Here is a 14,918-nt window from a genome sequence, read left to right on the forward strand (position 1 = left end):
ACGCCTCAAAAGCCATGACATAAATCGACATGATTCTGAAGTTGCCTTGCGACGGCGCTTCCCCAAGAATTCGGCCTGTCATCGAAACGGATCGCGGCAAACGGCAGGCGACGCTCGGTGGCTCAATCGAAGGAGTCAGTCATGAAGAAGTTGATCGCTATCGTGTTGCTGTGCTGCGCATCCACCGTCACGTTCGCGCAGGCCGCGCCGCAAGGCGGCAACCAGCAGCGCATGGAGCGCATGGCGCAGCAGCTGCAATCGCGCTTTGCGAATGCCAATACCACGCACGACGGCAAGCTCACCAAAGACCAGGCCGCCGCCGGCATGCCGATGGTCGCCAAGCACTTCGACGAAATCGATACGCAGAAAGCGGGCTACATCACCCTGCCGCAGATCGAGGCATTCATGCAGGAACGCGGGGCAGCGCACTGAGCCGCGCGGGCATCGGTGGGACCATGGGGCCGTGGCGCGGCGCGGTGTGCCGCCTGCGCGCGAGCCGTCCTGCCGAATCCTCAGCCGTCCTCCGAAACCAATAAAAACGCGCGATGAAACCTGCCACGTCCCGCCATCTGCGTATCGCCGGCGCGTCGATCGTCGTATCGATCAGCGCGGCGCTCAGCGGTTGCGTGAGCGTCGGCCCGGATTTCAAACAGCCAGAAGCGACGCTGGAGACCCAGTGGCTCGAAAGTCTGCCCGGCGCGGCGCAGGCAACGCCTGCCGCGCAAGCCGCCTGGTGGACCGCGTTCAACGATCCCGTGCTCACCGCGCTGGAGCAGCGCGCGTATGAGCGCAACCTGTCGCTGCAAGTGGCCGGCCTGCATATCTTCAAGGCGCGCGCGCAGCTCGCGACCAGCGCGGAGAATCTGCTGCCGCAGTCGGGCAGCGTGTCGGTGGGCGCCGACCATATCAACACGAGCGGCGTCGGCCCGATCCCGCCGGCCCATCTGTGGGCCGAGCATTTGCGCGTGAACGTGGGCTGGGAGATCGACTTCTGGGGCAAATATCGCCGGCAGATCGAATCGGACCGCGCGCAATTGCGCGTCTCGGAAGCCGCGTATGACAACTCGCTGGTGTCGCTATTCGGCGACGTCGCCAATGCCTACATCGATCTGCGTGCGCTCGAACAACGCATCGTCGTCGCGCAGCAGAATCTGAAGTCGGTCCAGCAGAGCCTCACGCTGACCCAGGCGCGCTACAAGCACGGCGCGTCGAGCCAGCTCGACGTCGAACAGGCCGCCACGCTGGTGGCGGAAACCGAGGCGCAAATTCCGCCGCTCATCAAGGCGCGCGCGCAGGATCGCGACACGTTGGCCGTGCTGCTCGCCGATCCGCCCGACGCCGTCGACGCGCAGCTCAAAGGCAGCAGCGCGATCCCCGTGCCGCCCACGCAGATCGATGTCGGCATTCCCGCCGATCTGCTGCGCCGCCGGCCCGACGTGCGCCAGGCCGCGCTCAACGCGGCGGCGCAATCGGCGCTGATCGGCGCGGCCAAGGCGAAGCTGTATCCGTCCTTGTCGTTGACGGGCCTGTTCGGGCTGTCGTCGGGCGAACAGCACGGCATTGGCTTGACGCAATGGGGCAGCAAGACCATCGGCCTGTTTTCCGCCGGCATCACGCTGCCGATCCTCGATCGCGGTCAATTGAAAAACGCCGTGCGGATTCAGGACGCGACCTTTCAGGAGGCCGTGCTCGATTATCAGAACACGGTGCTGCAGGCGCAGAAAGAAGTGGAAGACGCGATTGCCGGGCTGCGCACCTCGCTCGACGCGCTGGCCGCGTCGGCACGCGCGTCGGATGCCTCGCAGCGCGCGCTGCGGCTCGCCAACGCGCAATACCGCTCGGGCTCGGTCACTTACGACACGGTGCTCGACGCCTCGCGCTCCGCATTGCGTGACGGCGATTCGCTCGCGCAGAACCAGGGGCTCGCCGCGCTCGCCGCGGTAGCGCTGTATCGCGCGCTCGGCGGAGGCTGGGAAGTGGCGCAAGGGCAGCAGGTGGTGAGCGAACAGATTGCCGAACAGATGGCGCGGCGCACGGATTGGGGACGCCTGTTGAACCCGCCCGCGAATTCCGCGTTGGCGCGCGTGAGCGGAGGCGAGCCCGAGAATGGGAAATAACAGAATGGCAGAAAAGAGTCTGATAAGCAGACGTGTCGCGGCGGGGATGTGCATCGTGTTCGGCATGGCACTGGCCGCTTGCCGTGACGGCAACACGCCTGCCGCCCAGAATGCGCCCTTGCCGCAAGTGAGCGTGACGCGTCCGCAGCCGCGCGAGGTGCGCGAGCAGCTCGACCTGAGCGGCACGGTCGCGCCTTCCGCCACCGTCACGCTGGTGGCGCGCGTGCAGGGCGTGCTGAAGGAAATCGGTTTTACCGACGGCGCCAACGTCAAGCAGGGGCAGTTGCTGTTTCGCATCGAGCCGGACACGTACCGCGCGCAGCTCACGTACGACCAGGCCGAACTCGTCAACGCCGAACAGGAATTGACACGCCAGAAGCAGCTCACGGCCGATAACGCGACCTCGGAATCGTCGTTGCAGAAAGCGCAGACCACGCGCGACCAGGCGCTCGCCAAACGCGACATGTCGCGCATCAATCTCGGCTATACGGAGATACGCGCGCCGTTCGCCGGACGCATCGGCGCGCGTTCGTTCGACGTCGGCAATCTGGTGGGCGCGTCCGATTCCACCAAGCTCGCCACACTGGACCGCATCCAGCCGGTGTACGTGAATTTCACGCTGAACGAACGCGACGCGAACCGCATCGGCCTGTTCACGAAGCCGCCGCGCACGGTGCGGGTGAACGTGCTCGGCGCGCCGGCCGGCAAGGGCGAGGACGCCGGGCTGGAATTCGTCGATACACGGGTCGACTCCAGCAGCGGCGCGATCAGACTGCGCGCGGACATCGCCAACAAGGATGCGCATCTGATTCCGGGTATGTCGGTCGAGGTGCATATTCCCGCCGGCGCGCCGCAAAACGTCTTGCTGGTGCCCGACACCGCATTGCTGCGCGAGCAGGCCGGCGCTTTCGTGCTGGTCGTGAACAGCGCGAGTGTGATCGAGAAACGCGCGGTGGTGACGGGCGGACTGTTCGGCTCGCTGCGCGCGATCACCTCGGGCCTGAACGCCGGCGATCAGGTCGTGACGGGCGGCGCGCTGGCGGTGGCGCCGGGCACCAAGGTGCAGGTGGCGGCCGCCGCGACGCAGGGCCAGTCATGATCCGCTTCTTTGTCGAGCGGCCGGTCTTCGCCAATGTGATCGCACTGATTGTGATGCTGCTCGGCGCCGTCGCGCTGATCAATCTGCCGATCGCGCAATATCCGCCCATTACGCCGCCCACCGTGCAAGTGGTGGCGCGCTTTCCCGGCGCCAGCGCCGCGACGCTGATCGACCGCGTGGCGCTGCCGATCGAAACCCAGGTCAACGGCGTGGAAAACGCGCTGTACATGCAGTCGACCAGCACCAACGACGGCACTTACACACTCACCGTCACGTTCGCCGTCGGCACGGATGTCGACAAGGCGCAGGTGCTGGTGCAGAACCGCGTCTCGGCGGCGACCGCGCAATTGCCGCAGGCGGTGCAGCAGCAGGGCGTGACCGTGCGCAAGCGTTCGACCGCGATTCTGCAGCTCTACACGCTGCAATCGCCGGATCCGAAATACGATTCGCTGTTTCTGAGCAACTATGCGGTGATCTATCTGCGCGACACGCTCGCGCGTTTGCCGGGCGTGGGCGACGTGACCGTGTTCGGCACGGGGCAGTACAGCATGCGCGTATGGCTCGATCCGCAGAAGCTGAGCGAGCGCAATCTGACCGCCGCCGACGTGATGAACGCGATCCAGAGCCAAAGCAAGGACGTGAGCGCGGGCCAGCTCGGTTCCGAGCCGAACTCGGGCGGCCAGGCGTTCCAGCTCACGGTGACGATGCGCGGCGCGCTTTCCGACCCGCACGAATTCGACGACATCATCGTCAAGGCCGATCCGGATAACGGCGGCCATTTCGTGCGGATTCGCGATGTGGGGCGGACCGAACTCGGCTCGTCGAGTTACGGGCAGTTCTTCAATCTAGACGGCAAGCCGGCGGCGGGTATCGCCATTTATCAGTTGCCCGAAGCAAATGCGCTGGAAGTGGGCAACGCAGTGAAGGCGACCATGGCGCGTCTGGCGAAAGACATGCCGAAGGGCGTCAGTTATCAGTTGCCGTTCGACACGACCACCTTCGTGCGGCAATCGGTGATCGACGTGTACAAGACGTTGTTCGAAGCGGCCTTGCTCGTGCTCGCGGTGATCCTGCTGTTTTTGCAGAACTGGCGCGCGATGCTGGTGCCGGCCACGACGATTCCAGTGACTATCATCGGCACGTTCGGCGCGATCTATATGCTCGGCTTCTCGATCAACCTGCTGACGTTGTTCGCGATCGTGCTGGCTATCGGCATCGTGGTGGACGATGCGATCGTGGTGGTCGAAGGCATCACGCAACATATCGAACAGGGCAAGACGCCGAAGCAGGCCGCCATCGACGCGATGTATGAACTGCTCGGGCCGATCGTCGGCATCACGCTGGTGCTGATTTCGGTGTTTTTGCCCTCGGCGTTTCTCGGCGGCGTGACCGGACAGATGTACCGTCAATTCGCCCTGGTGGTGGTGGCCACCACGGTGATCAGCGCGATCAACGCGGTGACGCTTAAACCGGTGCAAAGCGTGCGCTGGCTGCGGCATGCGCGGCCCGGCAAACCGAATATCGTGTATCGCGTGTTCGACAAGGGCTACGCTCGCGTCGAAAAGGGCTACGTGCGCGTGGTGTCGTGGTTCGTCGCGCGCTGCGGGCTTGCGCTGGTGATCGCGCTGGTGCTCGGCGCGGGCTCCGCTTTCCTGTTGACGCGCATTCCCACCAGCTTCATTCCGCTCGAAGATCAGGGCTACGTGCTGATCGCCGCGCAACTCGCCGACGCCGCTTCGCTCGGACGCACGCGCGAGGCGAGCACGCAGATAGAGAAACGGATCGGCGCGATTCCGGGCGTGAGTCATGTGGTGTCGATTGGCGGCATCTCGCCGTTGGACAACAACGCCTCGCTGCCGAATTCCGCACTGATCTACGTGACGCTCGACGACTGGAGCAAACGCGGCAAAGGCGAAGACCTGCGCTCGTTATATTTGCGCATGAATAGCGAACTGGCGAAGCTGCCCGATATCCGCTCCGTGGTGATCGTGCCGCCGCCGATCCAGGGGCTCGGCAACAGTGGCGGCGTGCAGATGCAGGTCATGCTGACCGACGGCTCGCAAAACTATCAGCGCCTGCAGGACGCCACCGATGCCTTGATCGCCGGCGTATCGAAACGCCCCGAATTGCAGCGCGTGTTCAGCCCGTTCCGCGCGTCCGTGCCGACTGTCGAACTCACGCTCGACCGCGCCAAGGCGGAGTCGCTGCAAGTGCCGGTCGGCAATGTGTTCGATCTGCTGCAGGACTACGTCGGGTCGAGCTACGTGAATCAGTTCACGACCTTCAACCACACGTTCCCGGTGTTCGTGCAGGCCGACGGCGCATTTCGCCGCGAAACCGACGACATTCGCCGCTTGCAGATCCGCAGCAACAGCGGTCACATGGTGGAGTTGGGCACCTTCATCGACGCGCATACGAGCGTCGGCCCGGCCGTAGCGACGCTGTATAACCTCGCGCCGGCCGCGGCCATCAACGGCAATCCGGCGGCGGGCTACAGCACGGGCGACGCGATCAAGGCGTTCGAGCAGGAAGCCGCGCGCATTTTGCCGGCAGGCATCGGCTATGAATGGACCGCGATGTCGTATCAGGAGAAACTGGTCGGCAATTCGGCGTACTGGGTGGTCGCCGTGGGCGTATTGCTGGTGTTCTGCGTGCTGGCCGCGCAATACGAAAGCTGGCTGCTGCCGGTCGCCGTGGTGCTGGCGGTGCCGCTCGCCTTGCTCGGCACGGCGGGCACGCTCGCCGCGCTCGGCGCCGCCAATAACCTGTACACGCAGATCGGTCTCGTGCTGCTGATCGCGCTGTCGGCGAAGAACGCGATCCTGATCGTCGAATTCGCGCGGCATCTGCGCGCGCAGGGCGTCGGCATAACCGAGGCGGCGATCGAAGCCGCGCGCCTGCGGTTCCGGCCGATCATGATGACTTCGTTCGCGTTCATTCTCGGCGTGGTGCCGCTCGTGATCGCCACCGGCGCGAGCGCCAGCGCGCGACGCTCGCTCGGGATTGCGGTATTTTCGGGGATGCTCGCTTCCACCTGCATCGCCGTGCTGTTCATTCCATCGTTCTACGTGCTGTTGCAGCGCCTGGGCGAACGGCACGCGGCACGCAAAGCGCCGCCCGACGCCTAGCCTGAATCGAGGAGCTTTCGCATGGATCGCCCCGCCAAAATCATCGTGCTCGACGACGAAGTCGAATTGCGCAACATGCTGCAGCGCTTTCTGCGCGGGCACGGCTTCGACGTGCGCGTCGCCGAGGACGGCAAACGCCTCGACCGTTATCTGGAGCGCGAGCCCTTCGACCTGCTGGTGCTCGATCTGATGATCGGCGAAGAGGACGGCCTCGCGATTTGCGCCCGCTTGCGCGGGCAGGGCCAGACCTTGCCGATTCTGATGCTGACCGCGAAGGGCGACCCGCTCGACAGAGTGGTCGGGCTCGAAACCGGCGCCGACGACTACCTCGCCAAACCGTTTCTGCCGCGTGAACTGGTGGCGCGCATCAACGCGCTGCTGCGCCGCCAGAAGCTCGCCTCGGGCGATGTCACCGTTACGTCGCAAAGCGTGAGCTTCGGCGATTTCTCGCTCGATATCGTCAAGCAGCAGCTGTCGCGCGCGGGCGAATTGCTGGAGATTCACTCCGCGCAGATGCTGCTGCTGATCGCGCTGGCGTCGTCGCCGAACCGGCCGGTGAGCCGCGACAATCTGCTGGCGCGCGCACGGGGTCGCGATCACGATGCGCTCGATCGCAGCATCGACGTGCAGGTGCTGCGGCTGCGGCAGATCGTCGAGGACGATCCGTCCAAGCCGCGCTTCATCAAGACCGTGTGGGGCGTCGGCTACATGCTGGTCGCGGACGTGGACTCATGAAGCGCCCGCTATGGCATCGGTTGCTGCCGAGAACGCTGCTCGCGCGCAACATCGCGCTGCTGATCGCGCTCGTGATGTTGAGCCAGGTGTGCGCGCTCGGTGTGTTGCTGCACTATGTGCAGCGGCCGCGCGTCGAGCGTGCGGCCGCCGTGTTCGCCACGTATGTGACGACGCTCGACAATCTGCTCGCGGCCACACCGCCCGCGGCGCGTCAAGGCTTGACCGCGCGCCTCGACGCCCGCGCCGAGGCGCCGGACGAAGCCGCCGCCGCGCCGCCGCCGAATCTCATGCGCGCATACCGCACCTATCAGCGCAACGTGTTTCTTGAAAGCTTGCGCGCGCACTTGCCCGCCGACATGCCGGCGCGCTGGCAAACGCTGGGCGGCCAACGCCTGTGGATCCGCATGCACGCGCCGGCCGATGCGCCGCACACGCCGTACTGGATCGCGCTGCCGATTCCCGAAGACGCGCAGGGCAACGGACTCGACGCCGCCATCCTGCTGTCGCTCGGACTGGGCGCGCTGGCGGCGCTGACCGGCTACCTGATTCAGCGCCACCTCAACCGGCCGCTTCAGGAGTTGACGCGCGCGGCGCGCCGCGTGAGCGCCGGCGAAACGCCCGCGCCATTGCCGACCGACGGCCCCACGGAAATCGCCGCGGTGAGCGGCGCCTTCAATCAGATGACGCAGGCGTTGCAGCAAGCCGAGGCGACGCGCGCGCTGATGCTCGCGGGCATCTCGCACGACATCCGGACGCCGTTGACCAAGCTGCGTCTTTCGATGGCCATGGCGATGCCCAACGACAGCGACAGCAGCTTCGTGGTCGCCGCCGAATCGTATCTGGACCAGATCGAAACGATCTTGCAGCAGTTCATGGACTACGCCGGCAGCGGTGAGCGCGAGCAGCCGGAACCCGGCGATCTGAATGCGTTGATCGAACGGCTGGCGGGGGATTTCGCGGGGCTGGGGCACGAGTTCGAGCTGTCGCTCGCGACGTTGCCCGCCGTGCCGTACCGGCCGATCAGCATGATGCGGCTGCTGATGAACCTGATGCAGAACGCGATTGTCTACGGCGGAAGCGGACTGGCGGTGCGAAGCTGGGGGACGCGCGAGGCGGTGTACGTTGCAGTCGGCGATCGCGGTAAAGGTCTTTCAGCTCAGGAGCTGGAGCAACTCAAGGCGCCGTTTCAGCGCGGCCGCAATGCGCGTACGCACAGCGGCGGCACCGGGTTGGGACTGGCGATCGTCGAGCGCATCGCGCGTCTGCATGGCGGCAGTCTGGAGTTTCATGCGCGCGAAGGTGGTGGGCTGGAAGTGTGGGTGGTGCTGCCGACCCGGTGAGCTATCCGTCTTATCGCAACGGTGGTGGCCCAATTCGATGCAGCTAAAAGCAGCAGCCGCCCAAAATCGGAGTTCCAGGCGTTAATAATCGGCACGGTCTCGACGTCTTATCACTAACTGCGGGCAGTTAAAAGTTCGGATTTCCGCATAGCTTGTTTCAGCCAAGGTAAGGACTCGCACGCCAATAGTTATGCTGTACTGCGGCGAATGAGCGGCACCACACATATGTTGAATGTTTGCTGCATATGGATCCGCGCTTGTTCTAATGTTAATTGAATCGTATTTTTTGAAATTAATTGTTTTATCTGTGCACAGAATTGGCACTGGCGGGGTAGTGGCATAACTGCTTTGATCGGAGGGCGACATGTCAGGCTCTGACACTATAGGACTGTGTCTGGTCTCCTTTGTCACGATTGAGTGGGGTTTGCTGGATCCCATAAATCAGATAGTGAAATATCACAACTTCAAGAGCAAAAAATTTGGAAGGTTGAAGAAGGTTGTTGGCTGCATCGCCATTGATGTCACCAAATTCGAGCCGGCGAATCCTCATAGAGAGCTGTCTGTAATTGTTTCGTTTGGAATCGTTCTTTTGTTTTGTGCAATCTTCGCTTTCTTTGTCGCTCCTCTGGTTGGAATCGGTCTTTTGTGTGTATTCGGGATATTTATACGCGGACAACAATGTCGTGCTTTTAATGCAGAGTATGAAGGTTTGATTTCTGCAAAACGATGACATTTATCTGAGGCGGCGAGGCCTACCATGATGACTCAATCGCGTCGCACGGCATTGCTATTCAGGGCCGTGCTCGTCTCGCTGCCTATCTTCTGGTGCAGTTCTGTGTGGGCGCCACCGATGGCGCGTCCGGCTTTCCATCCGATTGAAGTTCGCCCAGTTGAGCCGCCAAAGCAGGTTGAATCCGTTAAGGAATCTGACAAGATTGATGTTCTTAAGGACCCCAATGCACCTCTGCCGAAGCCGACCGGTACTGCGTCGACTCAGGTAGAAAGTCCGTGGCATCGTATTACTGATTCGCTCGGTGCTCCGACTAACTCGATACAGCAGGCCTATGTGGCTCTCATTGTGCTTGTGGACGGACGCGGAGTATTGACAACCAATTACACGCAGACCGGCCAGACAGAAGCGCAAACAATTATTCTACAAAATCCGGAGCTTTTTCAGGCGGACGCGTTGGTGCCGCATGTAGCCAGGTTGCTAGGCCCCAATGTGCAGGTAAGCGATTTGCCTGTAAAAATCGTCTTGACGCAAGCAATCGATTCTGATCAATTCAATATGATTTTTGATAAAAAATTGCAGACATTCAGAATTGATATGTCGAATTTCAGAAGTGCCGAGCTCTATACGAAAGACGGTGCAAACGTTTATCTGCTTGAGAAGGTAAATCGTCCCAAACCCCCTCCGCGCTGGATGGCGAAATTAAACAAGTGCTGCGTTTTCACCGGTATCCCGCCGGACTTCACCGGCTGGAATAGGCTTCACGACATTCCTTTTAAAAAAGACTCGGCTCGGGTGATATCTCTTTTCCCGGATGCGGCGACTGCGAAAGCCTTAAAGGATATCGGCGACAGCAAGAATATCGTCCATCCTGATCAAATCAAAACAAATCCCGAAGTTGCGATTCGAGAAGCGTTCGCCTCTGGTGACGCCGGCTCCCCTGTGGTGGTAATCGGCCACGTGGCAGGAGGCGCTTTCAGGGTGGAGGGCGCGGACGGCTTCGACATCAGCTTTGAAATGCTCACAAATCTCGCGAGGGACACTGGACGTCCCTTATTCCTCATAGGATGTTATACCGCGGACCAGTTCCAGGCACCGGTAAACGGTCCTGCGAATCGCGACTACGCGGTGGGGACGGTAAATCTTCTTTATCCACGAGAAGTCGCGCCAAAAGTGGTGGCAGCGCTGAAATCGTCGTCGAACGTGCAGGCGCTGGTGGAACATATGTCTGATCCGGCTTTATACCTCTGGATATCGAGTGATTTTCTCGTTAATGCGGACAGCGCCGGCGCGAAGACGTTGCGCGCGCCTATTTATAAGGATACGACAGATGGAAAGCGGTCCATCGTCGGTTTCCTGTTTGTTTATTTGCCGTGCAAATTATTGGGGGCATGCGCATGAGCAGAACTATCGCGGGAAGAGCACCTTTTAATGAGCTTGCCTCTTTGCTCGGCCAGCTTAATCCTGATGCTTTGCAGAAGGTGGTGGGTAATTTTCCAGAGTTTGCCGGGGAAGTCAGGAGCGGCCCAGACGCGGGCGGCGAAGATGAGAGTCGCGCTTCAGCGCTCGCGCGCGGAGCATTTGCAATAAAACTTTGCGACGCGGCTTCATCTAACGCGATGGCCGTTGCGCGTTCTATTCTCGCGAGCGCAAAAAAGGTCGACACAGCGAGGTTTGCAGCGATAGTTCTCGGAGGTGTTTTCGGGGCTAGTACCCTTACCTCGCTCGGTTTGGCGAGCGGCAGCGCAACCAAAATTTCTGCGATAGCAACTTCTTTCGTAGCGCTGCTAAATTCTGGCGTAGCTTTTTTTTCGAAGAAATATTCGACGGCGAGGATCAACAGAGCCGCGGAATTGAACAAGGCGGCCTACGCTCTGTCGATCATGGGAAATCAGTTGGCTTCGGCGATCGCCGCGGATCTTCCTACGGATCAGATCGTAGAGATCATGGAGCAATGCAACAAGGTCGCGCTCGACGTCAACAAGGAGTCGGACCTGATCCCTTTTGGTTAGGTTCATTCCACAACTGCCGGAGGCGCCGATATCACTTCCGGTCGAACCACGCATCCAGCCCGACCCGGAACGCCACGCCCGCGATCACCGGCACAGTCAGCATGAGGATGATGCCGAAGTTCGGAATCTCGTCGCCGTACGTAATCGGACCGTAAAGCACCACGGTCGCGACGATCGCGAAGACCACGACGCCGACGGCGACCATCAGAAGATTGCGCGCGGCGATCGGCATGACCTTGCGCGGGGCCTTGTGCGGTGGGGTGCCGGCAGCGGGGACTTTGTCGGGTTGGACGGGCATGATGGTTCTCGTGACGAAAAGACAGGCTGCGTGAGGAGCAACGGTGAACCGGACTCCACGAAAGGCGTGCGATGGGCATCATACCAGGGTGCGTGCGTGGCGCGCATTTCACGCCGCGCTGGCCACGAGGCCCACGGCCGCGATTGCCGGCACGAGGGCGGCGATCGCGCTGAACCGGTAATCCCGTTGATGCAGGAACACGCCTAACATCAATATAAGCCGGATTACCGGCGGCGGGATAAAGAGCGCGATGCGGATGATCGCGATAGACATCTGCGGCGCCGTCGCACAAACAGGTGATCGCCGGGACGATGCCGGCGCGGATGGCGCGGATGGCGCGGATGGCGCGGATGGCGCCGATTGCACCGATCGCGACGTGGATATCGATGTGGCCGAACAGTGTCAGAACCTTCGGCCAGGCGTAGGTTCAATGGTGATCGTCCGGGAGCGGGCGCTACCCGTGACTGCCACCAGCAGCCACCCCATAAAAGGCGTAGAAGTCTTCAATAGGCGCTTCCACCGCGAGCGCCTGAAGTGGAAAGCAGCTCGCCAGATCGCGAACATTCTTCACGTTCGACAACCGCCGGATGAAATCCCCAGCGGCATCGATTCTGACTAGCCCGTTGCGATCCAGAAATTGCCCCCACAAGGGCATGTTGCGAAATCGCGCTTCAGCGACCACGGCGCTCGCGACGTAAGCTTGCGGAAAGCACCGTCGATAAGCGCGCAGGTTATAAAGCCATGAAGTTCCGGCGACGCGTGTCGCTTCCTGCTGGTTATGTGCTACGTGGTCGAAAAGCGCGCTGAGTTCGGCGAGCCGTTCAGGCAGACGATCGATGCTCAAAGGAGAGATCGCGGCCGGTTCGATATTCCGGAAGTGAATGCGCACGCATGCCGGACCTTGCGTCGCATACGAGAAGCAGCCAAACGTCTTGACTATCTGTGTCCGGAAAACTTCGGTTTTCTGCTGGAGGTAGAAGCGATATGTCCAGTCGGATATGTCGGCCGTTTGGCTCAAACCAGCCGCGTAGCACCGCCACGTCGGATGATCCCGATCAAAGGCCCGACCCAGACCAAAGCGGACGTAGATATTCGTGTAGTCGAGCAACACCTGGCCGATCGGCCTATCGGTCAGCGCGGCTACGGCCCGCGCAAAGCGGATTTGCAAAGCAAAGAACTCCTTGCTGTATCGCATCCGGGCATCCTTCATATACCAAAGTCTGTCAACGCGAGGAAGCGGCATCGGCGGCCAAAGTCCACGCCGCCTTTGTCTGTGGCCGCATCAGCAGATAGAACGCAACCGCGTGCGTCAGCATCAGCAGTGGCACGTAGATGATCGGGATCGCGTAGGTGGCGCCGAACTGCCCGGCCATGGCGGGAAGGTCGAGGCGGGTCGCATGATAATAGTCGACGATGATGTCGGCCGCGCCCACGATATTGAAGGCGAACACAAGGAAATAGAAGAGCGGACGCATCCTGAAGGTGAGCAACGCCAGCATGGCCAGCACGCCGGTTGCGAAGTCGGCATAAGCGGCGAACTGGGAGAAGCCGGCCGGCAGATTGGGGCCGACCACGCCTGGAAGGATGAACACAAGCCCGAAGAACCGGAAGCTGTGCAGCGTAGCAATGGCGCGCAGCGCGCCGGCGCGGTCCATCGACTTGAGCCGGGGCAGGGCGTACACGACGAGGCAAGGCAACCATGCGACATAGCCGAGAACGAGCTGTGTCTGGAAAAGGATTTCGGGTGACATTGCTGAGCTCCTGTCAGGTGTTGATCGGCGCGGTATCGAGCACTGCGGTCAAGAGGCCGAGCCGGCCCTGCGGAAGATTTCGTCCTGGATGCGCCGGAAGGTTGCACGAAAGTCGGGGGCCATCGCCACGCCGCGAGTCGGCGTGCCGGCGCTCCTGATCCGCAAGCAGAGTCTAAGTCCGCTTTCGGCGAGCGACTATCCGCGATAATATTCACGGGTCATGAAGCAGAACTTCACAGTCCGGCAAGGCGCGCTCGACGGCGTCGAGGCGTTTCTCAGCGTGGCCGAGCACCGCAGCTTTCGTCGTGCGGCCGCGCAGCTCGGCGTGACGCCTTCAGCCATCAGCCAGACCATACGCATGCTCGAGGCACGCGTGGGCGCCGCGCTTTTTGTGCGCACCACACGCAGCGTCGGCCTGACAGAAGCAGGCGAACGTTTCCTTTCACGGGCGAAGCCCGCCTTCGAAGAACTCATCGGTGCGAGCGAACTCGCGCGCGAACTCGGACAGAAACCGGCTGGGCTGTTGCGCCTCTCGGTGCCGAGCGCGGCAGTGCCGATCGTGTTGGAGCCGCTGATCGCATCCTTTTGCCGGGCCTATCCCGAGGTGGAAGTCGAGGTGGTCGCCAGCGCGGAGTTGGTCGATCTGGCGGCCGACGGATTCGATGCCGGCGTCCGCATGGGCCAGTTCATCGAAGCCGACATGGTCGCGGTGCGTCTGACTCCACCGTTTCCGCTCATGGTCGTTGGCAACCCTGATTATTTTCGCCGATGCGGCCGACCGGAGCGCATCGATGATCTGCGAAGCCATCATTGCCTGCGCATGCGCCGCTCGAACGGGTCCATCGCGCCGTGGCCGTTCGTCGACGGCGAAAAGACAGTCGAGGCAATCGTCTCAGGTCCGCTTATCGCGCAAGACTATCCGACACTGCTCGGAGCAGCGATTCGGGGAGTGGGGCTGGCGCACGTGCCCGGGCCGATTGCCGCGGCGCCGATTGCCGATGGCCGCCTGGAAACGGTGTTGATGCCGTTCGCCGTCACGACGCCAGGCGTTTTTCTATACCACTCGGGCAGACATCAGGTTTTGCCCAAGCTGCGCGCATTCATCGAACACGTTAAATCCAAACACTGAACCGAGTCGCCGCGCAGCGTCATTCGGCGACCATCAGGGTATGCAACCAGCCGGCGTATCGAACGCGCGTAATGAATAGCGCCGGTTAGGCGCCAACTTCGAGCGACGTTCGCACTGACTCAATGTCATGTTGCGATTGAAGCGCCTGCGCTTATTCGCGGCTGGTTGTCATCTCTCTAGAAACTATTGTTGGCAACTACTGTTGGCCGGCGGCCGGCGACACGACGCTCGGAGTCGCCAGCGTGTTGTTGGTCTTGGGAGCGCTGGTGCCGGTCGAAGTGCTGTTCCCGCTCGGCAGGCCCGAGTTCGGCGCCGGCCGGCCAGCCATGCCGCTATCCGAGTTGGTGCCGCTTGGCGTGCCGTAGCCACCGGTCGCGCCGTTCATCTGGTTCATCTGGTTTGCCGGACTGGCGGTGCTACCCGACGTACCGGCGCCGCTCGAGCCTCCGGCCGCCTGTGCGAAAGCGCCGCCCGACAGAGCGAGTGCGGCGACGGCCGCGATTAAGCTTCTGGTTGCCTTGTTCATGATCCGTCTCTCCTTGTAGAGCTGGAAAAAGACGCAGACGATTGCCGCCTGCT

Annotated in this window: 15 protein-coding genes; 10 read left to right on the top strand and 5 right to left on the bottom strand. The window is 61.9% G+C overall.

Annotated features, from left to right (window positions below):
• The first annotated feature begins 141 nt into the window (after positions 1-141).
• The 9 genes from ACFSNN_RS36435 (at position 142) to ACFSNN_RS36475 (ending at position 11,161) form a co-directional block, all read left to right on the top strand.
• Complete coding sequence (locus ACFSNN_RS36435) at positions 142-432, top strand: EF-hand domain-containing protein (protein ID WP_134463770.1); 291 nt, start codon at positions 142-144, stop codon at positions 430-432.
• Positions 433-545: 113 nt separating this feature from the next.
• A complete protein-coding gene (locus ACFSNN_RS36440) occupies positions 546-2,117 on the top strand; it encodes an efflux transporter outer membrane subunit (RefSeq protein ID WP_134463772.1) in 1,572 nt (523 codons plus the stop codon).
• A 4-nt stretch (positions 2,118-2,121) separates the two neighbouring features.
• The gene (locus ACFSNN_RS36445) at positions 2,122-3,216 is read left to right on the top strand and encodes an efflux RND transporter periplasmic adaptor subunit (protein WP_244322959.1); all 1,095 of its coding nucleotides are present in this window, start codon (positions 2,122-2,124) and stop codon (positions 3,214-3,216) included.
• On the top strand, positions 3,213-6,344 hold the full coding sequence (locus tag ACFSNN_RS36450) for an efflux RND transporter permease subunit (protein WP_134463776.1): 3,132 nt from the start codon (positions 3,213-3,215) through the stop codon (positions 6,342-6,344). Before ACFSNN_RS36445 ends, ACFSNN_RS36450 begins: the two co-directional genes overlap by 4 nt.
• Before the next feature lie 21 nt (positions 6,345-6,365).
• Positions 6,366-7,079, top strand: a complete 714-nt coding sequence (locus tag ACFSNN_RS36455; protein WP_134463778.1) for a response regulator — start codon at positions 6,366-6,368, stop codon at positions 7,077-7,079.
• On the top strand, positions 7,076-8,419 hold the full coding sequence (locus tag ACFSNN_RS36460; protein WP_134463780.1) for an ATP-binding protein: 1,344 nt from the start codon (positions 7,076-7,078) through the stop codon (positions 8,417-8,419). Before ACFSNN_RS36455 ends, ACFSNN_RS36460 begins: the two co-directional genes overlap by 4 nt.
• A gap of 364 nt (positions 8,420-8,783) precedes the next feature.
• Complete coding sequence (locus ACFSNN_RS36465) at positions 8,784-9,149, top strand: hypothetical protein (RefSeq protein WP_134463782.1); 366 nt, start codon at positions 8,784-8,786, stop codon at positions 9,147-9,149.
• A 27-nt stretch (positions 9,150-9,176) separates the two neighbouring features.
• Positions 9,177-10,550 (top strand): hypothetical protein, encoded by a 1,374-nt coding sequence (locus ACFSNN_RS36470; protein ID WP_134463784.1) that lies wholly within the window; start codon positions 9,177-9,179, stop codon positions 10,548-10,550.
• On the top strand, positions 10,547-11,161 hold the full coding sequence (locus ACFSNN_RS36475) for a hypothetical protein (protein WP_134463786.1): 615 nt from the start codon (positions 10,547-10,549) through the stop codon (positions 11,159-11,161). Before ACFSNN_RS36470 ends, ACFSNN_RS36475 begins: the two co-directional genes overlap by 4 nt.
• A 31-nt stretch (positions 11,162-11,192) precedes the next feature.
• Here the strand turns inward: ACFSNN_RS36475 and ACFSNN_RS36480 are convergent, their stop codons facing one another.
• From ACFSNN_RS36480 to ACFSNN_RS36495, 4 genes are all read right to left on the bottom strand, one after another.
• Positions 11,193-11,459, bottom strand: coding sequence for a hypothetical protein (locus ACFSNN_RS36480; RefSeq protein WP_134463788.1), 267 nt, complete (start codon positions 11,457-11,459; stop codon positions 11,193-11,195).
• Between the two features lie 108 nt (positions 11,460-11,567).
• Complete coding sequence (locus tag ACFSNN_RS36485) at positions 11,568-11,732, bottom strand: hypothetical protein (protein ID WP_166799362.1); 165 nt, start codon at positions 11,730-11,732, stop codon at positions 11,568-11,570.
• Positions 11,733-11,913: 181 nt separating this feature from the next.
• Positions 11,914-12,669, bottom strand: a complete 756-nt coding sequence (locus tag ACFSNN_RS36490; protein ID WP_377765375.1) for a hypothetical protein — start codon at positions 12,667-12,669, stop codon at positions 11,914-11,916.
• Between the two features lie 13 nt (positions 12,670-12,682).
• On the bottom strand, positions 12,683-13,210 hold the full coding sequence (locus ACFSNN_RS36495; protein ID WP_134463792.1) for a hypothetical protein: 528 nt from the start codon (positions 13,208-13,210) through the stop codon (positions 12,683-12,685).
• A gap of 220 nt (positions 13,211-13,430) precedes the next feature.
• Here ACFSNN_RS36495 and ACFSNN_RS36500 point away from each other — a divergent pair, with 220 nt between their 5' ends.
• Positions 13,431-14,339 carry a LysR family transcriptional regulator gene (locus ACFSNN_RS36500; RefSeq protein ID WP_134463794.1) on the top strand — a complete coding sequence of 303 codons (909 nt, stop codon included), beginning with the start codon at positions 13,431-13,433 and terminating at the stop codon, positions 14,337-14,339.
• Between the two features lie 196 nt (positions 14,340-14,535).
• On the opposite strand, the gene ACFSNN_RS36505 is transcribed toward ACFSNN_RS36500, so the two are convergent.
• Positions 14,536-14,865 carry a hypothetical protein gene (locus tag ACFSNN_RS36505; RefSeq protein ID WP_134463796.1) on the bottom strand — a complete coding sequence of 110 codons (330 nt, stop codon included), beginning with the start codon at positions 14,863-14,865 and terminating at the stop codon, positions 14,536-14,538.
• Positions 14,866-14,918: the final 53 nt, after the last annotated feature.

It is taken from the genome of Paraburkholderia dipogonis (assembly GCF_042680985.1).
GTDB classification, from domain to species: Bacteria; Pseudomonadota; Gammaproteobacteria; order Burkholderiales; family Burkholderiaceae; genus Paraburkholderia; species Paraburkholderia phytofirmans.

Coding starts and splice junctions, on each gene's coding strand:
- ACFSNN_RS36505 (WP_134463796.1), bottom strand. CDS start 14,865: ATGAACAAGGCAACCAGAAGCTTAATCGCGGCCGTCGCCGCACTCGCT.
- ACFSNN_RS36470 (WP_134463784.1), top strand. CDS start 9,177: ATGATGACTCAATCGCGTCGCACGGCATTGCTATTCAGGGCCGTGCTC.
- ACFSNN_RS36490 (WP_377765375.1), bottom strand. CDS start 12,669: ATGAAGGATGCCCGGATGCGATACAGCAAGGAGTTCTTTGCTTTGCAA.
- ACFSNN_RS36465 (WP_134463782.1), top strand. CDS start 8,784: ATGTCAGGCTCTGACACTATAGGACTGTGTCTGGTCTCCTTTGTCACG.
- ACFSNN_RS36440 (WP_134463772.1), top strand. CDS start 546: ATGAAACCTGCCACGTCCCGCCATCTGCGTATCGCCGGCGCGTCGATC.
- ACFSNN_RS36475 (WP_134463786.1), top strand. CDS start 10,547: ATGAGCAGAACTATCGCGGGAAGAGCACCTTTTAATGAGCTTGCCTCT.
- ACFSNN_RS36480 (WP_134463788.1), bottom strand. CDS start 11,459: ATGCCCGTCCAACCCGACAAAGTCCCCGCTGCCGGCACCCCACCGCAC.
- ACFSNN_RS36455 (WP_134463778.1), top strand. CDS start 6,366: ATGGATCGCCCCGCCAAAATCATCGTGCTCGACGACGAAGTCGAATTG.
- ACFSNN_RS36435 (WP_134463770.1), top strand. CDS start 142: ATGAAGAAGTTGATCGCTATCGTGTTGCTGTGCTGCGCATCCACCGTC.
- ACFSNN_RS36500 (WP_134463794.1), top strand. CDS start 13,431: ATGAAGCAGAACTTCACAGTCCGGCAAGGCGCGCTCGACGGCGTCGAG.
- ACFSNN_RS36495 (WP_134463792.1), bottom strand. CDS start 13,210: ATGTCACCCGAAATCCTTTTCCAGACACAGCTCGTTCTCGGCTATGTC.
- ACFSNN_RS36445 (WP_244322959.1), top strand. CDS start 2,122: ATGGCAGAAAAGAGTCTGATAAGCAGACGTGTCGCGGCGGGGATGTGC.
- ACFSNN_RS36450 (WP_134463776.1), top strand. CDS start 3,213: ATGATCCGCTTCTTTGTCGAGCGGCCGGTCTTCGCCAATGTGATCGCA.
- ACFSNN_RS36485 (WP_166799362.1), bottom strand. CDS start 11,732: ATGTCTATCGCGATCATCCGCATCGCGCTCTTTATCCCGCCGCCGGTA.
- ACFSNN_RS36460 (WP_134463780.1), top strand. CDS start 7,076: ATGAAGCGCCCGCTATGGCATCGGTTGCTGCCGAGAACGCTGCTCGCG.